General features: G+C 67.8%; 21 protein-coding genes. 4 read left to right on the top strand and 17 right to left on the bottom strand.

The genetic code is table 11. From position 1 onward, the window contains the following. Positions 1-8 precede the first annotated feature (8 nt). The 5 genes from K0O62_RS13760 to K0O62_RS13740 form a co-directional block, all read right to left on the bottom strand. Positions 9-959, bottom strand: a complete 951-nt coding sequence (locus K0O62_RS13760) for a DUF58 domain-containing protein (protein WP_073854776.1) — start codon at positions 957-959, stop codon at positions 9-11. Next, positions 956-2,092: a chaperone MoxR1 gene (gene moxR1 / locus K0O62_RS13755; protein ID WP_073854774.1), complete on the bottom strand. Its 1,137-nt coding sequence runs from the start codon at positions 2,090-2,092 to the stop codon at positions 956-958. The genes K0O62_RS13760 and moxR1 overlap by 4 nt, the downstream gene beginning before the upstream one ends. Before the next feature lie 133 nt (positions 2,093-2,225). Then, the gene (gene ripB / locus K0O62_RS13750; protein WP_372512890.1) at positions 2,226-2,936 is read right to left on the bottom strand and encodes an NlpC/P60 family peptidoglycan endopeptidase RipB; all 711 of its coding nucleotides are present in this window, start codon (positions 2,934-2,936) and stop codon (positions 2,226-2,228) included. 14 nt (positions 2,937-2,950) lie between these two features. After that, positions 2,951-4,390, bottom strand: coding sequence for an NlpC/P60 family peptidoglycan endopeptidase RipA (gene ripA / locus K0O62_RS13745; RefSeq protein WP_073854772.1), 1,440 nt, complete (start codon positions 4,388-4,390; stop codon positions 2,951-2,953). 210 nt (positions 4,391-4,600) lie between these two features. Beyond that, positions 4,601-5,134, bottom strand: a complete 534-nt coding sequence (locus K0O62_RS13740) for an Rv1476 family membrane protein (RefSeq protein WP_073855296.1) — start codon at positions 5,132-5,134, stop codon at positions 4,601-4,603. A gap of 226 nt (positions 5,135-5,360) precedes the next feature. On the opposite strand from K0O62_RS13740, the gene acnA reads away from it, so the two are divergent. Together acnA and K0O62_RS13730 are read left to right on the top strand one after the other, a co-directional pair. Continuing rightward, positions 5,361-8,198, top strand: a complete 2,838-nt coding sequence (gene acnA, locus K0O62_RS13735) for an aconitate hydratase AcnA (RefSeq protein WP_073854770.1) — start codon at positions 5,361-5,363, stop codon at positions 8,196-8,198. Between the two features lie 3 nt (positions 8,199-8,201). Beyond that, the gene (locus tag K0O62_RS13730) at positions 8,202-8,777 is read left to right on the top strand and encodes a TetR/AcrR family transcriptional regulator (RefSeq protein WP_073854768.1); all 576 of its coding nucleotides are present in this window, start codon (positions 8,202-8,204) and stop codon (positions 8,775-8,777) included. Positions 8,778-8,851: 74 nt separating this feature from the next. On the opposite strand, the gene K0O62_RS13725 is transcribed toward K0O62_RS13730, so the two are convergent. The 3 genes from K0O62_RS13725 to K0O62_RS13715 all read right to left on the bottom strand — a co-directional run bounded on the left by K0O62_RS13725 (position 8,852) and on the right by K0O62_RS13715 (position 11,618). After that, positions 8,852-9,040 carry a helix-turn-helix domain-containing protein gene (locus tag K0O62_RS13725; protein WP_073855295.1) on the bottom strand — a complete coding sequence of 63 codons (189 nt, stop codon included), beginning with the start codon at positions 9,038-9,040 and terminating at the stop codon, positions 8,852-8,854. 99 nt (positions 9,041-9,139) lie between these two features. Beyond that, positions 9,140-10,768 carry an ABC-F family ATP-binding cassette domain-containing protein gene (locus K0O62_RS13720; RefSeq protein WP_073854766.1) on the bottom strand — a complete coding sequence of 543 codons (1,629 nt, stop codon included), beginning with the start codon at positions 10,766-10,768 and terminating at the stop codon, positions 9,140-9,142. Between the two features lie 28 nt (positions 10,769-10,796). Then, positions 10,797-11,618 (bottom strand): enoyl-CoA hydratase, encoded by an 822-nt coding sequence (locus K0O62_RS13715; protein ID WP_097933516.1) that lies wholly within the window; start codon positions 11,616-11,618, stop codon positions 10,797-10,799. Positions 11,619-12,079: 461 nt separating this feature from the next. On the opposite strand from K0O62_RS13715, the gene K0O62_RS13710 reads away from it, so the two are divergent. Together K0O62_RS13710 and K0O62_RS13705 are read left to right on the top strand one after the other, a co-directional pair. Beyond that, positions 12,080-13,309 carry an esterase-like activity of phytase family protein gene (locus K0O62_RS13710; protein WP_073854762.1) on the top strand — a complete coding sequence of 410 codons (1,230 nt, stop codon included), beginning with the start codon at positions 12,080-12,082 and terminating at the stop codon, positions 13,307-13,309. Then, a complete protein-coding gene (locus K0O62_RS13705; RefSeq protein ID WP_073854760.1) occupies positions 13,282-13,725 on the top strand; it encodes a hypothetical protein in 444 nt (147 codons plus the stop codon). Before K0O62_RS13710 ends, K0O62_RS13705 begins: the two co-directional genes overlap by 28 nt. Positions 13,726-13,733: 8 nt before the next feature. Here K0O62_RS13705 and trxA read toward each other — a convergent pair whose 3' ends face one another. From trxA to K0O62_RS13660, 9 genes are all read right to left on the bottom strand, one after another. Beyond that, positions 13,734-14,087 (bottom strand): thioredoxin, encoded by a 354-nt coding sequence (trxA, locus tag K0O62_RS13700; RefSeq protein WP_073854758.1) that lies wholly within the window; start codon positions 14,085-14,087, stop codon positions 13,734-13,736. Positions 14,088-14,140: 53 nt separating this feature from the next. Beyond that, positions 14,141-15,844 carry a family 16 glycosylhydrolase gene (locus K0O62_RS28655; protein ID WP_234799987.1) on the bottom strand — a complete coding sequence of 568 codons (1,704 nt, stop codon included), beginning with the start codon at positions 15,842-15,844 and terminating at the stop codon, positions 14,141-14,143. A gap of 286 nt (positions 15,845-16,130) precedes the next feature. After that, the gene (locus K0O62_RS13690) at positions 16,131-16,499 is read right to left on the bottom strand and encodes a metal-sulfur cluster assembly factor (RefSeq protein ID WP_073854756.1); all 369 of its coding nucleotides are present in this window, start codon (positions 16,497-16,499) and stop codon (positions 16,131-16,133) included. Next, complete coding sequence (sufU, locus tag K0O62_RS13685) at positions 16,496-16,954, bottom strand: Fe-S cluster assembly sulfur transfer protein SufU (protein ID WP_073854754.1); 459 nt, start codon at positions 16,952-16,954, stop codon at positions 16,496-16,498. Before sufU ends, K0O62_RS13690 begins: the two co-directional genes overlap by 4 nt. Before the next feature lie 4 nt (positions 16,955-16,958). Further along, complete coding sequence (locus K0O62_RS13680) at positions 16,959-18,224, bottom strand: cysteine desulfurase (RefSeq protein ID WP_073854752.1); 1,266 nt, start codon at positions 18,222-18,224, stop codon at positions 16,959-16,961. Between the two features lie 13 nt (positions 18,225-18,237). Further along, positions 18,238-19,005, bottom strand: a complete 768-nt coding sequence (gene sufC, locus K0O62_RS13675) for a Fe-S cluster assembly ATPase SufC (RefSeq protein WP_073854750.1) — start codon at positions 19,003-19,005, stop codon at positions 18,238-18,240. A 2-nt stretch (positions 19,006-19,007) separates the two neighbouring features. Further along, positions 19,008-20,207, bottom strand: coding sequence for a Fe-S cluster assembly protein SufD (sufD, locus tag K0O62_RS13670; RefSeq protein ID WP_073854748.1), 1,200 nt, complete (start codon positions 20,205-20,207; stop codon positions 19,008-19,010). Continuing rightward, on the bottom strand, positions 20,207-21,637 hold the full coding sequence (gene sufB, locus K0O62_RS13665; protein ID WP_073854746.1) for a Fe-S cluster assembly protein SufB: 1,431 nt from the start codon (positions 21,635-21,637) through the stop codon (positions 20,207-20,209). The genes sufD and sufB overlap by 1 nt, the downstream gene beginning before the upstream one ends. Continuing rightward, a complete protein-coding gene (locus K0O62_RS13660) occupies positions 21,634-22,422 on the bottom strand; it encodes a helix-turn-helix transcriptional regulator (RefSeq protein ID WP_073855293.1) in 789 nt (262 codons plus the stop codon). Before K0O62_RS13660 ends, sufB begins: the two co-directional genes overlap by 4 nt. Between the last annotated feature and the right edge of the window lie 86 nt (positions 22,423-22,508).

Raw genomic sequence — 22,508 nt, 5'->3', positions numbered from 1 at the left:
ATGCCCGGCTACCTGCCCCCGGCGAGCGCACCGCGGCGTCGGTTCGCCACGAAGCGGACGACGTCGGCGATCCAGTCCCGGTCGGTGCGCAGGGTCAACAGCGGCGCATTGCAGCGCCGTAGCGTACGGGCCACCTCTTCCCGGTGCGCCGCGGCGGCCCGGGCGAAGTCGTCGCGCAGCTTCTCGTCGATGGTGAACTCGCGGGTCACCCCGGTCTCGGTGTCCTGCAGCACCACATCGCCGACGTCGGGCAGTTCGACGTCGCGGGGATCGATGATCTCGATGCCGAGCACCTCGTGCCGGCCGGCGATCGCCCGCAGCGGGCGCATCCAGTCGATCGGTCCGAGGAAGTCGCTGATGATCACCGCCATGCCCCGTCGCCGTTCCGGGCGGCGCAGCGCGTCGATCGCTGCGGCCAGGTCACCGCGCACCCCCATCGGGGCCTGCGGGGTGGTGGCGATCGCACGCAGCAGTTCCTGCTCGTGCAGCCGACCGGACAGCGCCGGCACCCGCCGCATGGTCTCACCGTTGGAGATGATCGCCCCGATGCGGTTACCGCCGCCGCTGTTGAGGAACGCGATGGCCGCGGCCGCCGCCACCGCGAGGTCACGCTTCTCGCAGCCGGTGGTGCCGAAGTCCAGGCTGGCCGACACGTCGACGACCAACCAGGTCTCCAGCTCACGGTCGGCGATCATCTGCCGCACGTGCGGCTGGGTCGTCCGCGCCGTCACCGACCAGTCCATCCGGCGCACGTCGTCGCCGGGCTGGTAGATCCGCGACTCCCCCGGCTCGGAGCCGGGACCGGGGATCAGGCCGAGGTGGTCGCCGTGCAGCACGCCGTCGAGCTTGCGGCGGACCGTCAGCTCGAGCTTGCGCAGCGCGGCGGACAGCGCGGGGTCACGGATCTCGCCGCGCTTGAGCGAGGGCAGATCGACCGCGCGGCCGCCGGTGGCGGTCACCGACCGCCGGCCGCCGCAGCGGCAGGCACCCCGGGAGGCGCCGAATGGCCTTGCTGCGGAATCGCATTCACCTGCGGCAGCCCGACGGTCTGCATGATCCGGTTGATCACCGTCTCCGCGGAGACCTCGTCGGCCAGCGCGTCGTAGGTGAGCACCAGACGGTGCCGCAGCACATCCGGGATCACCTCGACGACGTCCTGCGGGACCACGTAGTCGCGGCCACGGATCAGCGCCAGCGCGCGGGAAGCCGAGATGATGCCCAGCGAGGCGCGCGGTGAAGCGCCGTAGGCGATCCACGACTTGGCGTCGGGCATACCGAACTTCTCCGGTTCGCGGGTCGCGGTGACGATGCGCACCACGTAGTCCACAAGTGCGTGGTGCACGAAGTTGTTGGCGGCGACCTCCTGCAGCCGCAGCAGATCACCGGTGTCCAGGATCTGCTTGGGCTCCGGCGGTTTCACACCCATCCGGTAGATGATCTCGCGTTCTTCCTCCGGCGACGGGTAGTCGACGTTGAGCTTGAACAGGAAGCGGTCGCGCTGCGCCTCGGGCAGCTGGTAGACGCCCTCCTGCTCGATCGGGTTCTGGGTGGCCATCACCAGGAACGGGTTGGGCAGCGGGAAGGTCTTGCCACCGACGGAGATCTTGCGCTCGGCCATCACCTCGAGCAGTGCGGACTGCACCTTGGCCGGCGCACGGTTGATCTCGTCGGCGAGCAGGAAGTTGACCACCACGGGGCCGAGTTCGATGTCGAACTCCTCCTTGCCCTGCCGGTAGATGCGGGTACCGACGATGTCGGTGGGCACCAGGTCGGGGGTGAACTGGATGCGGGCGAAGGTGCCGCCGACGACCTTGGCGAAGGTCTCCACCGCGAGGGTCTTGGCGACACCGGGCACACCTTCGAGCAGCACGTGCCCCTTGGCGAGCAGACCGACGAGCATGCGCTCGACGAGCTGGTCCTGGCCGACGATGATGCGCTTGACTTCGAAGATCGCCCGTTCCAGGGTGTGCACTTCGTTCTGCAGGTTCGCGCTCGCGGGCGGCGTGCTCTGCGTGCCGGGCGGGTATCCCTGCGTCGGGGCGGGGCCTGGAAAGCCTCCGGCGCCCTGCGGCGGCCCACTCGGTGACGTCATCTAGCTTCCTCCCACGGTTGGTCGGTACAAACTCGCTGGTACTCGCCTCGTCCACCGCAGCGGTGGGGCGTCCGCCGTCAACTATTCCAGGCAGTTTGGAATCCGTCGACGTTGCCTGCCGCGTGCCGGGCCGTCAGGACTCGATGATACGAACCAGGTGCGGCGACATCCCCGCGGTGCGCAACGGGCTGACGGTCACCTTGCCCGCGCTGCCGGAGGCCTCAAGCATCTTGCCGCCGCCCAGGTAGATGGCGACGTGCTGGCTGCCGCCGGGACCCCAGAAGATCAGGTCGCCACGCTTGGCCTGGGACGGCTGGATCGCCCGGCCGGCCTTGTACTGGTCGCCGGAGTACTTCGGAATCTGCACGCCGACACCGGCGAAGGCGTACCGGGTGAAGCCCGAGCAGTCGTAGCCGATCTTGCCGTTGTCATAGTCGACGCCGGGGCCGGGGCCGGTCAGCGTGCCACCGCCCCAGGAATACGGCACACCGAGCTGCGTCCCGCCACGCCGGATGACGTACTCGATGGCCTGCGGTCCGCGGACCCGCGCACCGGCGGGCAGTCCGCCGGTGGAGGCGGCCGGGGCCGGCGCCAAACCGATGGACTGCAGGAACTTGGACCCGAGGCTCTGGGTGGTCTCCAGCGCGATCCTGCTCACCTCGAAGGACGCGTTGGCGATGGCCACCGGGTCCCCGGGCGCACCCGAACTCGGGCGGGGAGGCAGCGTCGGATCCCACTCCCCCGGCGCCGCGGCCGCCGGCGAAGCGGCGCCGATGGCCATCGCACCGGCCACGGCGAGGGCGGCCAGTACGCGGTAGAGGTTGCGAAAGCGTTTGGAGTTCAAGGAGTTCCCAACGGTCAGTACTCGATGTAGCGGACAGCGTGCGGCGTCATGCCGCTGGTGCGCACCGGCGAGATCTTCACGTGCGAGCCGGTGTAGGGGGCCTCGATCATCTGGTTGTCACCGAGGTAGATGGCGACGTGCTGACTACCACCGGGGCCCCAGAACAGGACGTCACCGCGCCGCATCTGGGAGGTGGGGATCTTGCGTCCCATGTCGTACTGCGACCCGGAGTAGTGCGGCAGCTTGATACCCACGCCGGCGAACGCGTAGAGCACCAGCCCTGAGCAGTCGAAACCGACTGTGCCGGCACCGGAGTCGATGCCCCGGCTCTTACCCGCGGCGTTGCCACCACCCCACGAGTAGGGCACGCCGATCTGGGACATCGCGCGTTTGATGACGTACTCGGAGGCCTGGTAGCCGTGCACCCGCGGGATGGCACCGTTGTTGGTGTATCCGGTGGGGGTCGGCAGGATACCGAGCTTCTGCAGGAACTTCTTGCCCATGTCCGCAGTGAGCTGCGCGGAGGTCTGCATGATCCCGAGGATCGCGTTGATGATCGCGATCGGGTCACCGCTGACGAAGGCGCTCGGGATGGCGGGCAGGGTCAGGTCCCATTGGCTGGCCTGGGCGCCGGCCGGTACGGCGCCCGGCTTGCGGTCCCAGTCGGCCGCCGGGTTGGCCGAATTGGCCCCCGGGGCCGGTGCGGCGCCCGGTACCGTCGCGGCCTGTTTGGCCACCGGCGCGGAGACGGGCCGGGCGGCATCCAACTTCGCCTGTGCGGCACTGCGTTCCGCGCTGAGCCGGTCCAGTTCGGCCTGCTGGGACCCGAACACCTTCTGCGCTTCGGTCAGGCTGGTCACCGCGGCGTCCTGACTGGCCTGGGCGTCGGCCGCCGCCTTGTCGGCGTTCTCCTTGGCCAGCCGCGCCGCGGACTCCCGGTTGACCTGCTCGGTGCGCGCTCGTTGCAGGTCGTCCATCACCCGCTCGGAACTGATCGCCATCGCCTGTCCGGCGGCGGCGGTCTTCAGCGCCTCGCTGGGGTCGGTGGCACTGAGGTAGGACGCGGCGGGGCCGTTGACGTAAGCGGCGACCGCGTAGGTGTCGAAGCGCTTCTGTGCGTCGGCGATCGCGACATTGGCATCGGCCACCGAGCGGCGGCTGGCCTCGACCTGTTGTGCGGCGGTCGCGGCTGCATCACGCGCATCCTGCACGCCGACGAGCGCCTTGTTGACGCTCTCCTGCTCGGTCTGCACGGCGGCGCCGAGTTCCTGCAGTTTCTGGTTGGCCTCGGCGACCGCGGCGACGAGCGCGGCCACCCCCTCCGGCCCTACCGGTTCGGCTATCGACACCGCACCGTTGGGCATGGTGGCGGCGAACAGCACGCCCATCGAGAGTGGGACCGCGCAGATTCGCCCGTACATCCGGGTAGCGGAGGCGCCAGGGGTGCGTCTCATTCGACTCAGGTCTCCTAGGGCTCAACGCCAACGTGTTGGCACATCACATACGTGTCTTCGGCCACAGGGATCACACCTGCAACACGAGCACTGTTTGCACCGTACGTCACATCACGCGCTAAAGAAACTTTAGTCACAAATTACATGAATGTAATTGAATACAGCGTTATCGAATAGTGATATTCGAATTCGCCAATAAGGGTTCTGCGATTACTCGGCGGGCGCCGCGGGGTCCGATTCAGCAACCGATCGTTTGGCGCGAACCTGCAGGATGCGGGTGAAAACGGCCGCCGCCGCAACACCGATGACAAGGACGATGGTAAAAGGCATCCAGGGAAAGTCCGGCGTCTCCAACTCGGCCACGAAATTCTTCGAAGATTGCACCGGATCACCCGTTTTGGCCAGGTCCTGACCGGCCTCCAGAGTGACCCGGTCAAAGGTCGGACTGTAGGTCCCGGCGTAGTGGGGACTGATGGCCAGCACCGTCGAACCCGGATAGGCGGTGCCCACCTCGGTGGCGATGTCGCGCAGTGGCGTATCGATGGGCGGGTTGGTGTCGATGACCACGATCTTGAGGTCGATCCCGTCGCGACCGGCGTCGGCGACGACCTGCCGGAGTCCCTCGATGTCCGCCCCGGCGGGTGCGCTGACGCCGCCGTCGGCCACCTCCGCCTTGACCAGATCGATGTCCACGTCGGGCGGGATATAGCCGGGGATCAGCGGGAGTACGTGCGGTCCGGTCACACAGGCACCGTACCGCCGCCCCCAGGCGAGGGCCGAAACCGACGCCCGGGTCGTCATTGCAGCGTGATTGCCGCGTGATCCCACGATCCGGCCAACGGGGTCGCAGCCGGGCGCGAATCGGAGAAGACTGGAGCCGACCCACAGTACATTGCAGGACAAGCGTACTGTTAGGATCACCACCGCCGTCGACACAGCCCGTCGCGGCGAGATCTAGCCGGGAGTTGATGTGAGCAGCGAAAATACGGCCGGTTCGTCGGCCAATTCCTCTTTGAACTCATTTGGTGCCCGTGACACCCTGACCGTCGGGGAGCAGAGCTACGAGTTCTACCGCCTGGACGCGGTACCCGGAACCGAAAAGCTCCCGTACAGCCTGAAGGTGCTCGCCGAGAACCTGTTGCGCACCGAGGACGGCGCCAACATCACCAAGGAGCACATCGAGGCCATCGCGAACTGGGATCCCTCGGCCGAGCCGAGCATCGAGATCCAGTTCACCCCCGCCCGCGTGCTGATGCAGGACTTCACCGGTGTGCCCTGCATCGTCGACCTGGCCACCATGCGTGAGGCCGTGGCGACCCTCGGCGGCGACCCGAACAAGGTCAACCCGCTCTCGCCCGCCGAGATGGTCATCGACCACTCCGTCATCCTGGACGTCTTCGGCAACGCCGGCGCCTTCGAGCGCAACGTCGAACTCGAATATGAGCGCAACGGCGAGCGCTACCAGTTCCTGCGCTGGGGCCAGGGTGCGTTCGACGACTTCAAGGTCGTCCCCCCGGGCACCGGCATCGTGCACCAGGTCAACATCGAATACCTGGCGCGCGTCGTGATGACCCGTGATGGTGTCGCCTACCCGGACACCTGCGTGGGCACCGACAGCCACACCACGATGGAGAACGGCCTCGGCGTGCTGGGCTGGGGCGTCGGCGGTATCGAGGCCGAGGCGGCCATGCTGGGCCAGCCCGTCTCGATGCTCATCCCCCGCGTCGTCGGCTTCAAGCTGACCGGTGAGATCAAGCCCGGCGTGACCGCCACCGACGTCGTGCTCACCGTCACCGACATGCTGCGCAAGCACGGCGTGGTCGGCAAGTTCGTCGAGTTCTACGGCAAGGGCGTGGCCGAGGTGCCGCTGGCCAACCGCGCCACCCTGGGCAACATGAGCCCCGAATTCGGTTCCACCGCAGCGATGTTCCCGATCGACGAGGAGACCATCAACTACCTGCGGCTGACCGGGCGCTCCGACGAGCAGCTGGCGCTGGTCGAGGCCTACGCCAAGACGCAGGGCATGTGGCACAACCCGGACGCCGAGCCGGTCTTCTCCGAGTACATGGAGCTGGACCTGTCCACCGTGGTGCCCTCGATCTCCGGCCCGAAGCGCCCGCAGGACCGCATCGAGCTCACCGACGCCAAGAACGCGTTCCGCAAGGACATCCACAACTACGTCGAGGAGAACCTGCCCGTCGAGCACACCCAGCTCGACGAGGCCGTCGAGGAGTCCTTCCCCGCCAGTGACTCCGCGGCTCTGTCCTTCGCCGACGACGGCGCGGTCGACGCGCGACCGTCCGCGGCCAACGGCGCCGAGGGCCGCCCGTCCAAGCCGGTGACGGTGCGCTCCGAGGAGCGCGGTGAGTTCGTGCTCGACCACGGCGCGGTCGTGGTCGCGGGCATCACGTCCTGCACCAACACCTCCAACCCGACGGTGATGATCGGTGCCGCGCTGCTGGCCAAGAAGGCCGTCGAGAAGGGCCTGACCTCCAAGCCGTGGGTCAAGACCAACATGGCGCCGGGCAGCCAGGTCGTCACCGACTACTACAACAAGGCCGGCCTGTGGCCGTACCTGGAGAAGCTGGGCTACTACCTGGGCGGCTACGGCTGCACCACCTGCATCGGTAACACCGGCCCGCTGCCCGACGAGGTCTCGGCCGCGATCAACGAGCACGACCTGTCGGTGACCGCGGTGCTCTCCGGTAACCGCAACTTCGAGGGCCGCATCTCCCCCGACGTCAAGATGAACTACCTGGCCTCCCCGCCGCTGGTCATCGCCTATGGCATCGCGGGCACCATGGACTTCGACTTCGAGTCCGACCCGCTCGGCCAGGACACCGACGGCAACGACGTGTTCCTCAAGGACATTTGGCCCACCTCGGCGGAGATCCAGGAGACCATCGCCTCCTCGATCAACCGGGACATGTTCACCGAGTCCTATGCCGACGTGTTCAAGGGCGACGACCGCTGGCGTTCGCTGCCCACCCCGGAGGGCAACACCTTCGCCTGGGACGAGGACTCCACCTACGTGCGCAAGGCGCCCTACTTCGACGGCATGCCCGCCGATCCGGAGCCGGTCAGCGACATCACCGGCGCCAGAGTGCTTGCCCTGCTGGGTGATTCGGTGACCACCGACCACATCAGCCCGGCCGGCGCGATCAAGCCGGGCACCCCGGCCGCGCAGTACCTCGATGCCAACGGTGTGCAGCGCAAGGATTACAACTCGCTGGGGTCGCGGCGCGGCAACCACGAGGTGATGATCCGCGGCACCTTCGCCAACATCCGGCTCAAGAACCAGCTCCTCGACGACGTCTCGGGTGGCTACACCCGCGACTTCACCCAGGATGGCGGCCCGCAGGCGTTCATCTACGACGCCTCGGTGAACTACAAGGAGGCCGGCATCCCGCTGGTCGTGCTGGGCGGCAAGGAGTACGGGTCCGGCTCGTCACGGGACTGGGCCGCCAAGGGCACCGCGCTGCTGGGTGTGAAGGCCGTCATCACCGAGTCCTTCGAGCGCATCCACCGGTCCAACCTGATCGGCATGGGCGTCATCCCGCTTCAGTTCCCGGCCGGTGAGTCGGCCGCCAGCCTCAAGCTGGACGGCACCGAGACCTACGACATCGCCGGGATCACCGAGCTGAACAACGGCAAGACGCCCAAGACGGTGAAGGTCACCGCCACCAAGGAAGACGGTTCGAAGGTGGAGTTCGACGCGGTGGTCCGCATCGACACCCCCGGTGAGGCCGACTACTACCGCAACGGCGGCATCCTGCAGTACGTCCTGCGCAACATGCTGAAGTCCTGACCCATGCCTCGGGTCACCGAGGATCATCTGGCGGCGCGCCGCCGCCAGATCCTCGACGGCGCGCGGCGCTGCTTCGCCGAATACGGATACGAGAAGGCGACCGTGCGGCGGCTCGAAGACACCATCGGGCTGTCGCGCGGCGCCATCTTCCATCACTTCCGCGACAAGGACACGCTGTTCTTCGAACTCGCCCGCGAGGACGCCGAACGGATGGCCGAGGTGGCAGCGCGCGAGGGCTTGATTCAGGTGATGCGGGATCTGCTGGCCGCGCCCGACCAGTTCGACTGGTTGGTCACGCGGCTGGAGATCGCCCGCAAACTGCGCAACGACCCCGCGTTCCAGCAGGGTTGGGCCGAGCGGGCGGCCGAGTTGTCGGCAGCCACCACGGAACGGTTACGCCGGCAGAAGCAGGCCGGGCGGCTGCGCGATGACGTGCCCGGCGCGGTGCTGCAGACCTATCTGGATCTCGTGCTGGACGGGCTGGTCGCCCGGATGGCGTCCGGGGAGGACACCGAATCACTGCGCGCGGTATTGGACCTCGTCGAGGATTCCGTGCGCCACCGCGGTGGCGTCCAGTGACCCTGCGCCACCCCGGTGGCGTCCAGTGATTCTGCGCCACCGGCGGTGGCGTCCAGTGACCCGGACCGCCGCGGTCAGCTCGCCTTCCGGTGGTTCGGTCCCCCACGGCTGCGCATCCGGGTCCCCGATTCACGCAGCATGCTGTGCACCGATCCGTACGATCGTCCGGTTTCGGCCACCAACGACCTGATACTCGCACCACGTTCGTACGCGCTGCGCAGGTCGGTCAGGATCTGTTCACGAGACTTGTTCGTTTCCTTCATCGACATCTCCCCACTTCGCGATGCAGTGGTGCGCATACCCAGACTGCTAGGCACACAAACAGGACGGGTGGGAGCGCCCGAATTGCCTTGCGAACAGCCCTATGCCAGCTCGATGAGATCCCGGTACTCGGTGGACCAGAAGTCCTCGGTGCCGTCGGGCAGCAACACCACCCGCTGCGGGTCCAGTGCCTCGGCGGCGCCCGGATCGTGGGTCACCAGCACGACCGCGCCCTGGTAACTGCGCAGCGCGTCGAGCACCTGCTCGCGCGACGCGGGGTCCAGGTTGTTGGTCGGCTCGTCGAGCAGCAACACGTTGGCGGTGGATGCGACCAGCCCGGCCAGCGCCAGCCGGGTCTTCTCACCGCCGGACAGCGTGCCCGCAGGCTGTTCGAGCTGCGGACCGGTGAACATGAACGCGCCCAACAGACCTCGCAGATCCTGCTCCCCGGTGTCCGGGGCGGCATGCCGGATGTTCTCCCAGACCGTCGCCTCGTTGTCGAGGGTGTCGTGCTCCTGGGCGAAGTAGCCGATCTTGAGTCCGTGCCCGGGTTCGATGGCGCCCGCATCGGCGGCTTCGGTGCCGGCCAGCAGTCGCAGCAGCGTGGTCTTGCCCGCGCCGTTGAGGCCGAGCACCACCACCCGCGAGCCGCGGTCGATGGCGAGATCCACCCCGGTGAAGATCTCCAGCGAGCCGTAGGTCTTGGTCAGGCCCTTGGCCACCAGCGGTGTCTTACCGCAGGGCGCCGGCGTCGGGAACTTGATCCGGGCCACCTTGTCGGCCACCCGTTCGTCGTCGAGTTCGGCGATCATCCGCTCGGCTCGGCGCAGCATGTTCTGGGCGGCAACGGCTTTGGTCGCCTTGGCGCCCATCTTGGCCGCCTGTGCGCGCAGCGCGCCGGCCTTCTTCTCGGCGTTGGCGCGTTCGCGTCGGCGGCGCTGCTCGTCGGTGGCCCGGGCATCCAGGTACTTCTTCCACCCCATGTTGTAGACGTCGGCCTCACCGCGCACCGCGTCCAGGAACCACACCCGGTTCACCACATCGGCCAGCAGATCCACGTCGTGACTGATCACCACGAGGCCGCCGGCATGGTTCTGCAGGAAGCCACGCAGCCAGCCGATCGAGTCGGCATCGAGGTGGTTGGTGGGCTCGTCGAGCAATAGCGTGGTCGCCGACCCGGAACCGGTGTCCGACGCCGCGAACAGGATTCGGGCCAGCTCCACCCGACGGCGCTGGCCACCGGAGAGGGTGCGCAACTGCTGGGTCAGCACCCGGTCGGGTAGCCCCAGGCTCGCGCAGATACGACCGGCCTCGCTCTCGGCCGCGTAACCACCGAGAGCGGAGAAGCGTTCCTCCAGTTGGCCGTAGCGGCGGACCGCCTTGTCCCGGGCGTCGTCGTCGGCGACCTCGGCCATCAGCGTCTGCTGCTTCTCCAGGTCGGCCAGCAGGGTGTCCAGGCCGCGCGCGGAGAGCACCCGATCGCGGGCCAGGACGTCCAGGTCGCCCTCCCGCGGATCCTGCGGCAGGTAGCCGATCTCTCCGGTGGACTCCACCGATCCGGCGTAGGGCTCGCCCTCGCCGGCCAGAATGCGCATCGTGGTGGTCTTGCCTGCGCCGTTGCGGCCGACCAGGCCGATCCGGTCACCGGGCTGGATCCGCAGCGCCGAACCCTCGATGGACAGCAGTGTGCGCGCCCCGGCGCGGACCTCCAGGTCCGTTGCGGTGATCACGCAACTACCTCCTCATGTGGTGTGTGAACTACTTGTCGTCGGTGAAGGCCGGGGGCCTGTTCTGCGCGCGCGCGGCAACCGCTTCCTCGAAATTGGCGGTGAGTAGACGCACGTAGAGCTGGCCCAGGCCCTCAGCCTGCATGTGACCTTCCAGGCTACCGGCGTCTAGTCCACTCCAAAGTGTGCGCTTGGTCAATTCGATTCCCGGCCGGGAGAAGGCCGCGATGCCGCGCGCCATCTCCAGACAGCGCGCCAACAGCTCATCCTCGGGGGTGACGCTGGACACCAGCCCGATGCGTTCGGCCTCGGCGGCACCGACGTCGCGGCCGGTGAGCATGATCTCGAAGGCCCGCGACGCCCCGATCGCCCGGGGCAGCAGATAGGACAGGCCGAGCTCGCTGGCCGTCAGCCCGTTGTTGATGCCGGCGGCCCGGAAGTAGGCGCCGGCCGCGGCGACCCTGATGTCGCAGGCCAGGGCCAGGCACAGGCCCCCGCCGATGGCCGCGCCGTTGACCGCGGCGATCACCGGCTGATGCAGCCGGCGCAGCCCCAGGATGACGTCGTCGAGCACTTCCATGGAGCGCAGCGCGAACGACGGACGGGTCAGCCCGTCGACGTGCGGCACCGACCCGGCCGACTTGTGGTCGGCTCCGGAGGAGAATCCGCGGCCCGCGCCTGTGAGAATCACCACCCGCACCGAGTTGTCGTGGTGCAGGTCGGCGATCACCGAACGCAACGGAACCATGACGTCGAACGCCATCGAGTTCATCCGTTCGGGCCGGTTCAGGGTGACCAACGCCACGCCGGGCACCGGGTGGTCGACGAGGACGTAATCGCTGTACTCAGACACGAGAAGCACGTTATCGCGGCCCCGCGGAGCCGGGGGCCCGGCACGTGAGAGTGGCCCTGCCGGGACCAGTGGAACCACGGCCTGGTTGGGCCGTCGAGATGGCAAGACGATCGTCTGGTGACAAAAGATCCGATGCCAGACGTCGACCCGGTCAAGCGCACCATCATCTCGATCCTGTCGACCCTCGCGCTGATCACCGTCATGGTCACGGTCACGCTGACCATGATCTGACGCAACGCCGGCCGACGCGCGCTCCCGTAGGTGGTCCCGCGTCACCTAGGACAACCTCGGCCTGCCGTACCGAGCCTCGAGCGCGTTACCTGTGTGCTGTCTGCAATGTGCGCCTCCCGCCGGGAAGCGCCGAAACCGACTCGGCGAGAACCGATCTTCCGACCGATCTACATCAGGAGAGTGACCCGATGCCGTCCTCCGACAGTCGACCGAACCCGGGGGGTGCTGACGTGAAGCGCCGAGCGGGTGCCGCCCTGGCGATGTGTTTGGTGGCCACCTCGTCGGCACTGGCCGGATGTGCGTCGACGATCACCTCGCCGATAGCCCTCGATTACCTCGGCCGGCATCAGGAGGCGCGGGTGCTCACGGCGGACGGCGGCACCGGGGGGTTGTCCGCCGTCGGCTACGACTCCGAACACGACGTGTTCTACCTGGCCGGCCTCGCCGACCCCGGCGCTGGGTCCGCCACCCCGTCCGCAGATCTCAACCCGGGTTTTCATGTCACCCGGATGCGGTTGCACAGCGACGGAGTTCGCTCTGTTCAGGTCCTGCGGTCACACTCGTGGACCACTGTCAGCGGGACCGCCTCGGATATCCCGAGTATCAACCTGAAACGGTGGATCGCCACCTCCGGGGCCGAGGCGATTGCGGCCGATCCCCGGCGAAACCGGCTCTACTGGTCGAGCGCAGGCGAACCGATGAGCGACGGGGAGAACCCGACGATCCGCGTCGCCGACATCCACGGGTTGACGCTGGGGACGTTCACTTTGCCGCGCGCGCTGCGGGCTTCCGGTTCCCACCGTGTCCGCGCGGACCACACCCTGACCGGCCTGGCCCTCACCCCCACCGGCCGCTGGCTGTGGGCGGCGATGCGGGGCCCCCTGCTCCAAGACGGGCCGCTGCCCACGCCGGCGCGCGGGGCACTGACCCGAATCACCCGGTTCGATCCCGATACTCGCACCGCCACCGCGCAATACGCGTACCCGCTCGACCCGTCGACCGGAGCCGAAAGCGAAAACGGACTGTCTGATCTGCTGGCCCTGGACGACTCCAGCTTTCTTGCAGTCGAGCGCGGCAGCGGCCCCAAGTCGGCGCGGATCTTCCACGCCACGGTCGGCGACGCGGACAACGTCCTGGACCGGCCCGCCCTCGACGGGCAGACCGTCCGCGTGGTGACCAAGACCAAAGTGCTGGATTTCGCCGCGGAACCCGGCCTCCCGCCGCTGGGCAGGTTTCAGGGGGTCACCCTCGGGCCCGTGCTTCCCGACGGACGGCAGTCCGTGATGTTGGTCAGTGCCGACGGCATCGCGGGCGCCCGGGACCATCAGGTCCTGACCTTTGCCCTCAGGTCTGCCCGCTGCGAGATCCGACCCCATATTCGCGGCTACCAACTACCCCAGTTCTCGGCCACCGGCCCCAAAGGAACGGCACCATGCCACACACACGAGACACCCGAGTAGACGCCCCGGAAGTCGGGACGTTAGCCGCCCGGATCACCGCACGACTGTGCGCCGACCGGCTGGACGGCGAACTTTCCCTCGGCTTCTTCGGCGCACCCGGCAGCGCCGCGGCCCTGCACGCCGCGCGGCTGGAGTCCGATCGGGAACGCCGGTGCATCGTGCGGGCACTGGACGGAATCGTCACCGGCGCCGGCCGGGGCCGGCGGATTGCGCATGTGCCCGTCCACGCCGCGAACGTCAGGGCATCCGAGCAGACCATCAACGAGGTCGTCGCGCGGTTACGTGCGCCCCGGGCCGTCAGCGCCAGAGGGGTCGCCCGGCTGCGCAGAGTGCTCTCTGACGGCGCCGGCCCGCTGTATCTGACCGGCGTCGGGGATCTCGAGGGGCGACTGCGGGCAGCGCTCGCCGCCCTCTGAGGACAGCGTCAGTTCTGCTGCGAGGCGATGGCCGCGTCGATGTCGAACTCTTTGATCTTGGTGATCAGTTCCTCGAGCTGCGCCGGGCCGAGTGCACCGGACTGGCGGAACACCTGATGACCGTTCTTGAATGCCATCAGCGTCGGGATCGCCTGGATCTCGGCGGCCTGGGCCAGCTCGGGCTCGGCCTCGGTGTCGACCTTGGCGTGCACGATGTCGGGATGCTTGTCCGCAGACGCACCGAACGTCGGGGCGAAGGCACGGCACGGACCGCACCACGATGCCCAGAAGTCGACGAGGACGATGTCGTTCTCGTCGACGATCGCCTTGAATTCTGCTGCGGTGATGTCCTTTGTACTCACAGTCTTCCTAACGTTGGGGCGATGCTGCCAATTCCCAGTATTGCCCGATCACGTCAGACCGTAACGCTGTCCAACGAATAGACCTTGACCCAGTCCACCTTCATCTGGGAATGGAACGGTTGGTCGGCCGGCGGATCACCCGTCCAGTTGTTGCCCACTGCGATGTTCAGGACCAGGTAGTGGTCGTAGGCGCCGGAGAACGGCGTCCAATCGCCGCCCAGGGCTTCCCACTGCTGCTGGGTGTACTGGGCCACCTCCACACCGTCGATGTGCCAGACGATCCGGTCGCTGTGCCAGTCGATGCCGTACTCGCGGAAACCGTTGGACGCGGGCTCGCCGAGGTCGCCGCCCAAGCCCTGGATCTTGATCTCCACGTTCTCGTCCCAGTGCGCCGGACCGTGCAGGTTACCTACCCAGGTCTGCTTCGACGCCTCGGTGCCCTGCCCCGCAAGCTCGATGATGTCGATCTCCCCCTGGCGCGGGAAGTTGTACTCGTGACCGGGCTCGGCGCCCAGGGTCCAGAACGCGGGCAGCGTGCCCTGATCGGTGGGCATCTGGATGCGCGCCACGATCCGGCTGCCCACCGAGACGGTCTGCTTGTCGAGCGTCACCATCCGCGCGGACGTGTAGTTGTACGGGGCGCCCGCACCGTCGGGCGGAGTCTCGCGCCGGGCCTCGATGACCAGGTTGCCGTCGGCGTCGATGAAGTCGTTGGCCCCGTCGGTGTAGTACTGGTTGTCGCCGGCCGAGGCCCCCCACCGCCCGGTCTGGTACGTCCAGTACCGCATGGCTTCTTCGCGGTCGGTGAAGTTGGTCTCCCACAGCAGCGTCAGCCCACCCGGGTTGCCGGGTTGTCCGGGACCGCCCGGGTCCGGCCCCACACCGCCGTAGATGCTGCGCCGGGCGGTGAACCACCACACCTCGATCTGGGAAGGCAGGTTGATCGGCACCAGGCGTGCCCATTGGCCGGGCACCGGCAGCCCGAAGCCGTTGAGGATGTCGACGATGATCGTCCCGACCACCACTCGTCCGTTGACCAGTGCCGCCGCGCCGGGGATCGCCGGGGCGCCGGCCGCTGTTACGGCCGCCTCCGCGGGCACCGATGCGCCGGCCGCGACGGTGCGCAGCGAGGCTGCGGACACTGTCACCCCGGACTGCTCGCCGGCGTCTTCGTCGACCGACTTCGCGGCCGTCTGGCGAGACGCGCTCGTCACGCTCGGGCGCCCCGAAGTTGTTGCAGACGAGGACTTCTCGCCGGCCGGTGCGGCGCCGGAAGTGGAATCGGTATCGGAATCGGTATCGGAATCGGGGGCCGACGTCGTCTGGTCGACGGGTTCCGGCACGGTCCCGCCGTCGCCGCTGCCCGGCTCGGCGACGGGCACGGTTTCCTCGTCGGATTCTGTTGGTTCGCTGCTCGATTCGGCGGTGGCGCGCGCGGTCGGGCCGGCCGTGCGTACCGTCCGCACGGACTTCCGTCCGGGATTCGCGCGACCCGTGGAGGTTCCGGCACGGTCGGAACCGGTGGCCGCCGATGTGCGGTCCGGTCGTGAGGGCGATGTCGAGGAGCTGGACGTTGTGCCGCCGTCGTTGCCGTCCGCGGGGGCTGCGGCCGCGGTGCCCGCGGAAAACGACAGCGCCAGGCCGACTCCGAGTGCACCCAGACCACCGGTGATCCAGTAGCGCAGCCCGTACGGCAGGGCGGTCGGCGCCGGGGCGTGCGGACACCGCGGCTCCAGCATCGAATCGAGCGGTGTCACAACCGCACTTGCCCTGCGTCGGCCTGCTGTGTCGCGCCTCATTGACCGTTCCTCCGATTCGCCATGACAGTCGGCGGCCCGTCGAGCGCCCTCGACTGATCCGTGCCCCGACCGGGTCGGCCCACGATAACGGAACGAATACGGAAAGTGGGGGCTACCAATCGGGTTCGGGAGCGCGGAACACTACATACCCGGCAGCACGCCCTCGCGGCGCGGCAAGCCCCTGCGGGAGTGGACCGGTTGAACCGGATTGAATTCAAACCGCGCGTCGCCGGGTGCACGGCGATCAGACGGTGAAGCCCAGCGCCCGCAACTGCTCGCGGCCGTCGTCGGTGATCTTGTCCGGACCCCACGGCGGGTTCCACACCCAGTTGAGCTTGATGTCGTTGACCAGGCCGGCGCCCACCAGCGCGGTGCGGGTCTGGTCCTCGATGACATCGGTGAGCGGGCAGGCCGCCGAGGTCAGCGTCATGTCGATGAGCGCGACCGGACCGCTGTCCCCCTCCTCGACGTTGAGCCCGTACACCAGGCCGAGGTCGACGACATTGATCCCGAGTTCGGGGTCCACCACGTCGCGCATGGCCTCTTCGACGTCGGCGAGGAACGCCTCGTCGGCCGGCGCCGCAGACTGGGTGCCTTCAGCAGCGTCACTCATCGTTTGTCCTCCATGTCATCGCTGGCCTCGGCCACTGCGGCCTTGAAAGCCGTCCAACCCAGTAGTGCACATTTCACCCTGGCCGGATACTTGGATACGCCGGCGAAGGCGATGCCATCCCCGATCACGTCTTCATCGCCCTCGACGTTGCCGCGCGAGGAGATCATCTCGGTGAAGGCGGCGACGGTCTTGAGCGCATCACCGACGCTCTGGCCGATCACCTGATCGGTGAGCACCGAGGTGGCGGCCTGACTGATCGAACAGCCCTGGCCGTCGTAGGAGACGTCCGTGACCGTCTCACCGTCCGCCGACAGGGCGACCCGCAGAGTCACCTCGTCACCGCATGTCGGGTTGACGTGGTGCACCTCGGCGCCGAACGGTTCGCGCAGCCCGCGGTGGTGCGGGTGCTTGTAGTGGTCCAGGATCACTTCCTGGTACATCTGTTCCAGTCTCATCAGATCAGCGCCCGAAGAACTCCACCGCGCGCTTCACCCCGGCCACCAGCCGGTCCACCTCGTCGAGGGTGTTGTAGACCGCGAACGAGGCGCGGGCGGTCGCGCTGATCCCGAAGCGGCGGTGCAGCGGCGCCGCGCAGTGATGGCCCACCCGGACCGCGACGCCCGCGTCGTCGAGCACCTGCCCCACATCGTGGGCGTGCACACCGTCGAGCACGAAACTCACCGGCGAGGAACGCCGTTCGACGGTCTGCGGGCCGATGATCCGGACACCGGGCACCTCGGCCAGGCCGGCCAGCGCGGCGGCGACCAACGTCTGCTCATGGGCCTGCACCGCGGGCATGCCGATCGCACTCAGATAGCGCGCCGCGGCGGCCAGGCCGACCACCTGCGACGTCATCGGGGTACCCGCCTCGAACCGCTGCGGCGCGGCCGCGAAGGTGGTCTCCTCCATCGTCACGGTTTCGATCATGGATCCGCCGGTGATGAACGGGGGCAACGCATTCAGCAGTTCGCGGCGCCCATACAGCGCACCGATCCCGGTCGGTCCCAGCATCTTGTGGCCGGAGAAGGCCGCGAAATCGACATCGAGTGCGTGGAAGTCGACCGGTTGGTGCGGCACCGACTGGCAGGCGTCCAGGAGTGTCAGCGCGCCGACCGCCTTGGCCCGCCGGACGATCTCCTCGACCGGGGCGAGCGCCCCGGTGACGTTCGAATGGTGGGTGAACGCCACCACCTTCACCCGCTCGTCGAGCTGCAACGAATCCAGGTCGATGCGGCCGTCGTCGGTCACGCCGTACCAGCGCAGGGTGGCTCCGGTGCGCCGGGCCAGCTCTTGCCACGGCACCAGGTTGGCGTGGTGCTCCAGCTCGGTGGTGACGATGACGTCACCGGGACCGACGGCGCGGTCGAACCGGTTGTCGCCCAACGTGTATGCGACCAGGTTGATGGCCTCGGTGGCGTTCTTGGTGAACACCAGCTCATCCACGTCGGCGCCCACGAAGGCCGCGATGTCCGCGCGCCCCTGTTCATAGGCGTCGGTGGATTCCTCCATCAACTGGTGCGCGCCCCGGTGCACCGCGCCGTTGGAGGTGGTCAGGAACGCCCGCTCGGCGTCCAACACCGCCAACGGTTTCTGCGACGTCGCACCGGAGTCCAGATATGCCAGCTGACATCCGCCGCGCATCACCCGGTCCAGGATGGGGAAGTCGGCCCGGATACGGTCGATCCCTTCCAGATCCAGTGTGCGAGCGACGGATGTAGTGGTCATGTACCAGTTCCTCCTATGAGGTCGATGCTGCCTGGGTGAAGCGCTCGTAGCCGTTCTCTTCGAGCTGATCGGCGAGCTCGGGCCCCCCGGACTCGATGATGCGGCCGTCGTAGAACACGTGCACGAACTGCGGACGGATATAGCGCAGGATCCGGGTGTAGTGGGTGATCAGCAGCAGGCCGCCGTTCTCCGACTCGGCGTACCGGTTCACGCCCTCGCTCACGATGCGCAGCGCGTCGACGTCCAGGCCGGAGTCGGTCTCGTCGAGGATGGCGATCTTCGGCTTCAGCAGCGAGAGCTGCAGGATCTCGTGGCGCTTCTTCTCGCCGCCGGAGAAGCCCTCGTTGACGCTGCGCTCACCGAAGGTCGCGTCGATCTCCAGGTCGGCCATGGCGCCCTTGACCTCTTTGACCCAGTGCCGCAGCTTGGGGGCTTCGCCACGCACGGCGGTCGCCGCGGTGCGCAGGAAGTTCGACATCGACACCCCGGGCACCTCGACCGGGTACTGCATCGCCAGGAACAGCCCGGCCCGGGCACGCTCATCGATGCTCATCTCCAGGACGTCCTGGCCGTCGAGGGTGATCGACCCGGAGGTGACCGTGTACTTCGGGTGCCCGGCGATCGCGTAGGACAGTGTCGACTTCCCGGATCCGTTGGGTCCCATGACCGCATGGGTCTCCCCCGACCTCACGGTGAGGTCGACACCCTTCAGGATGGGGATGTCGGCACCGTCAGGCGTGACGACCGATGCGTGCAGATCCTTGATTTCCAGTGTGGTCATGGTTAGGAGCTTCTCGATTCCGTGATCTCTAGTTCTCGTTCAATGGCTTCGGTGAGGCGTTCGCGCACGGCGGGCACGGCGATCTTCGCGATGATCTCGTTGAAGAACCCGCGCACCACCAGCCGGCGGGCCTGGTCCTCGGGGATGCCCCGGGCACGCAGGTAGAACAGCTGCTCATCGTCGAAACGGCCGGTGGCACTGGCGTGCCCGGCGCCGAGGATCTCTCCGGTCTCGATCTCCAGGTTCGGCACCGAGTCGGCCCGGGCCCCGTCGGTGAGCACCAGGTTGCGGTTCGCCTCGTAGGTGTCGGTGCCGGTGGCCTCGGCCCGGATCAGCACATCGCCGATCCACACGGTGTGCGCGTCGGGCTTGTCGGAGTCCGGATCCCCCTGCAGGGCACCCTTGTAGAGCACATCGGACTTGCAGTTGGGCACCGCATGGTCGACGAGCAGCCGCGCTTCGAAATGCTGGCCGGCATCGGCGAAGTAGGTGCCGAGCAGCTTGGCGTCGCCGCCGGGGGCGGTGAACCGGACGGTGGCCGAGGTACGCACCACGTCACCGCCGAGGGTGACGTTGACGTGCCCGAGGGTGGCGTCCTTGCCGAGCTTGGCGTGGTGCGCGCTGACGTGCACGGTGTCGTCGGCCCAGTCGGCGATCCAGATCAGCCCGAGACCCGCGGAGTCACCGACGATGATCTCGACGTTGTCCGCGTAGGTCCCGCTGCCGCGCAGATCCACCACCACGATGGCGCGCGACAGTTCCTCGACCCGGATCTGCAGATGGCCGTAGGCGACGTTGCCCGCACCGGGGCCGTTGACGACGATCTCGATCGGCTCGGCCACCTCGGTGTCGCGGGCCACGGTCACCACGGTCGCCTGGCCGAAGGACGAATATGCCTGGGCGGCAACGCGGTCGGTGGGCACACCGGCCGTGCCGAGGCGCTCGTCGTCGCGGCCGACGGTCTCCACCGTGACGCCGGGGCGCTCGGTCACCTCGATGAGCGCGGAACCGGTCGGCGCGGCCGAGCCGTCGTGCAGGCCGCGCAGCCGCTTCAGCGGGGTGAACCGCCACAGCTCGTCACGACCGCCCGGGACCTCGAAGGCGTTGACGTCGTAGGAGGCGAACAGTTCGCCCTTGTTCAGGTTGAGGACCGAGCCAGGCTTGGCGACGCCCTCGGAAGCCTGAGTGAGTTGCGAAGCCACTAACCCACGGCCCCTTCCATCTGCAGTTCGATGAGCCGGTTGAGCTCAAGCGCGTATTCCATCGGGAGTTCCTTGGCGATCGGTTCGACGAACCCGCGCACCACCATCGCCATCGCCTCGTCCTCGGTCAGGCCGCGGCTCATCAGGTAGAACAGCTGATCCTCGCTGACCTTCGACACGGTGGCCTCGTGGCCCATCGTGACGTCGTCCTCGCGGATGTCGACATACGGGTAGGTGTCGCTGCGGCTGATGCTGTCCACCAGCAGCGCATCGCATTTCACGCTGGACTTCGAACCGTGCGCACCCTTGTTCACCTGAACCAGGCCACGGTAGGAGGCGCGGCCACCACCGCGGGCCACCGACTTCGACACGATGTTGCTCGAGGTGTGCGGGGCCAGGTGCAGCATCTTGGCGCCGGTGTCCTGGTGCTGGCCCTCGCCGGCGAAGGCCACCGAGAGCACCTCGCCCTTGGCGTACTCACCGGTCATCCAGACGGCCGGGTACTTCATGGTCACCTTGGACCCGATGTTGCCGTCGACCCACTCCATGGTGGCGCCGGCCTCGGCGCGGGCACGCTTGGTCACCAGGTTGTAGACGTTGTTGGACCAGTTCTGGATGGTCGTGTAACGGCAACGGCCACCGGGCTTCACGATGATCTCTACGACCGCCGAGTGCAGCGAGTCGGACTTGTAGATCGGCGCGGTGCAGCCCTCGACGTAGTGCACGTAGGCGCCCTCGTCGACGATGATCAGGGTCCGCTCGAACTGGCCCATGTTCTCGGTGTTGATCCGGAAGTAGGCCTGCAGCGGGATGTCGACGTGCACACCGGGCGGCACGTAGATGAACGAGCCACCCGACCACACCGCGGTGTTCAGCGCGGAGAACTTGTTGTCCCCGGCCGGGATCACGGTGCCGAAGTACTTCCGGAACAGCTCGGGATGCTCACGCAGACCGGAGTCGGTGTCCAGGAAGATGACGCCCTGGGCCTCCAGATCCTCGCGGATCGAGTGGTAGACGACCTCGGACTCGTACTGGGCGGCGACACCGGAGACCAGGCGCTGCTTCTCCGCCTCCGGGATGCCGAGCTTGTCGTAGGTGTTCTTGATGTCGGCGGGCAGGTCATCCCAGGTGGCGGCCTGCTTCTCGCTGGAGCGCACGAAGTACTTGATGTTGTCGAAGAAGATGCCCTCCAGATCCGACCCCCAGTTGGGCATCGGCTTCTTGTCGAAGGTGCGCAACGCCTTGAGCCGGACGTCGAGCATCCATTCGGGTTCGTTCTTCTTCCCCGAGATATCGCGGACGACAGCCTCGTTCAGGCCGCGCTGGGCACTTGCGCCGGCGACATCGGAGTCCGACCAGCCGTAGCCGTACTTACCCAGGGACGCAATGGTCTCTTCCTGGGTCAGCGGGGTCTCCGGGGTGAGGGTCATCGCGACACTCCTTGTGTGGTGGTGGATTCGGCGCGGGCTGCGTGCCGAACGGTGGTGGGCTTGCCCGGCTCGGCCGGGTTGGCGCCCAGTGGAACGTGGGTGGTGCAGGCGAAATCGCCGTTGACGATGGTGGCCAGCCGCTGAACGTGGGTGCCCAGGATCTCGACGAAGGCCTCTTGTTCAGCGTCGCAGAGCTCAGGAAATTCCTCGGCGACGTGTGATACCGGGCAGTGATGTTGGCAGATCTGCACACCGGGCAACGGACCGGCCACCGGTGCGGTGGTGGTCGCGTACCCGGCCTCGGTCAGCGCGGCGGCCATCCGGTCCGCGGTCTGCTCGACCTCCCGGGCATCAGCGCCGGCGTCCCCGACCTCGGGAACCCCGGCCAGGATGGTGTCGATGCGGCGCCGTGCGAACGTGCGCACCGCGTCGTCCCCGCCGATCTCGCGGAGCTGACGCATCGCGGCGACCGCCAGATCGTCGTAGGCGTGCGACAGCTTCGCCCGTCCCGCGGCGGTGAGCCGGTAACGCTTGGCGGGCCTGCCCCGGCCGTTGTGCTGCCAGGCCGCCGCGGCGCTGGCCTCGGCGTCCCCCGCGTCGATCAGTGCGTCGAGATGGCGGCGGACACCCGCAGCCGAGATACCGAGCTGCCGGCCGATGTCCCCGGCGGTGACCGGCCCCTCCAGCAGAAGCTGGACGATGGCACTGCGGGTGTGACCTTCAGCGGGCACGGAAGAAGCGAGCGCGGCAGTCGCCGCGCCCGAAGTCTCCGAGCTGAATTTCACAACACCATTGTGACGGAATTCGTTCAGCGGTTCCAGCAAGGTGACCCTAACCCCGTCGGGCCGCTGAACGGCGGCGGCTACGCTGC

The sequence above is a fragment of the Mycolicibacterium diernhoferi genome (assembly GCF_019456655.1).
Lineage (GTDB): Bacteria > Actinomycetota > Actinomycetes > Mycobacteriales > Mycobacteriaceae > Mycobacterium > Mycobacterium diernhoferi.
This window is presented reverse-complemented; position numbering and strand designations above follow the sequence as displayed.

Coding starts and splice junctions, on each gene's coding strand:
- moxR1 (WP_073854774.1), bottom strand. CDS start 2,092: ATGACGTCACCGAGTGGGCCGCCGCAGGGCGCCGGAGGCTTTCCAGGC.
- ripA (WP_073854772.1), bottom strand. CDS start 4,390: ATGAGACGCACCCCTGGCGCCTCCGCTACCCGGATGTACGGGCGAATC.
- K0O62_RS13730 (WP_073854768.1), top strand. CDS start 8,202: ATGCCTCGGGTCACCGAGGATCATCTGGCGGCGCGCCGCCGCCAGATC.
- K0O62_RS13725 (WP_073855295.1), bottom strand. CDS start 9,040: ATGAAGGAAACGAACAAGTCTCGTGAACAGATCCTGACCGACCTGCGC.
- K0O62_RS13705 (WP_073854760.1), top strand. CDS start 13,282: ATGCCACACACACGAGACACCCGAGTAGACGCCCCGGAAGTCGGGACG.
- K0O62_RS13690 (WP_073854756.1), bottom strand. CDS start 16,499: ATGAGTGACGCTGCTGAAGGCACCCAGTCTGCGGCGCCGGCCGACGAG.
- sufU (WP_073854754.1), bottom strand. CDS start 16,954: ATGAGACTGGAACAGATGTACCAGGAAGTGATCCTGGACCACTACAAG.
- K0O62_RS13680 (WP_073854752.1), bottom strand. CDS start 18,224: ATGACCACTACATCCGTCGCTCGCACACTGGATCTGGAAGGGATCGAC.
- sufC (WP_073854750.1), bottom strand. CDS start 19,005: ATGACCACACTGGAAATCAAGGATCTGCACGCATCGGTCGTCACGCCT.
- sufB (WP_073854746.1), bottom strand. CDS start 21,637: ATGACCCTCACCCCGGAGACCCCGCTGACCCAGGAAGAGACCATTGCG.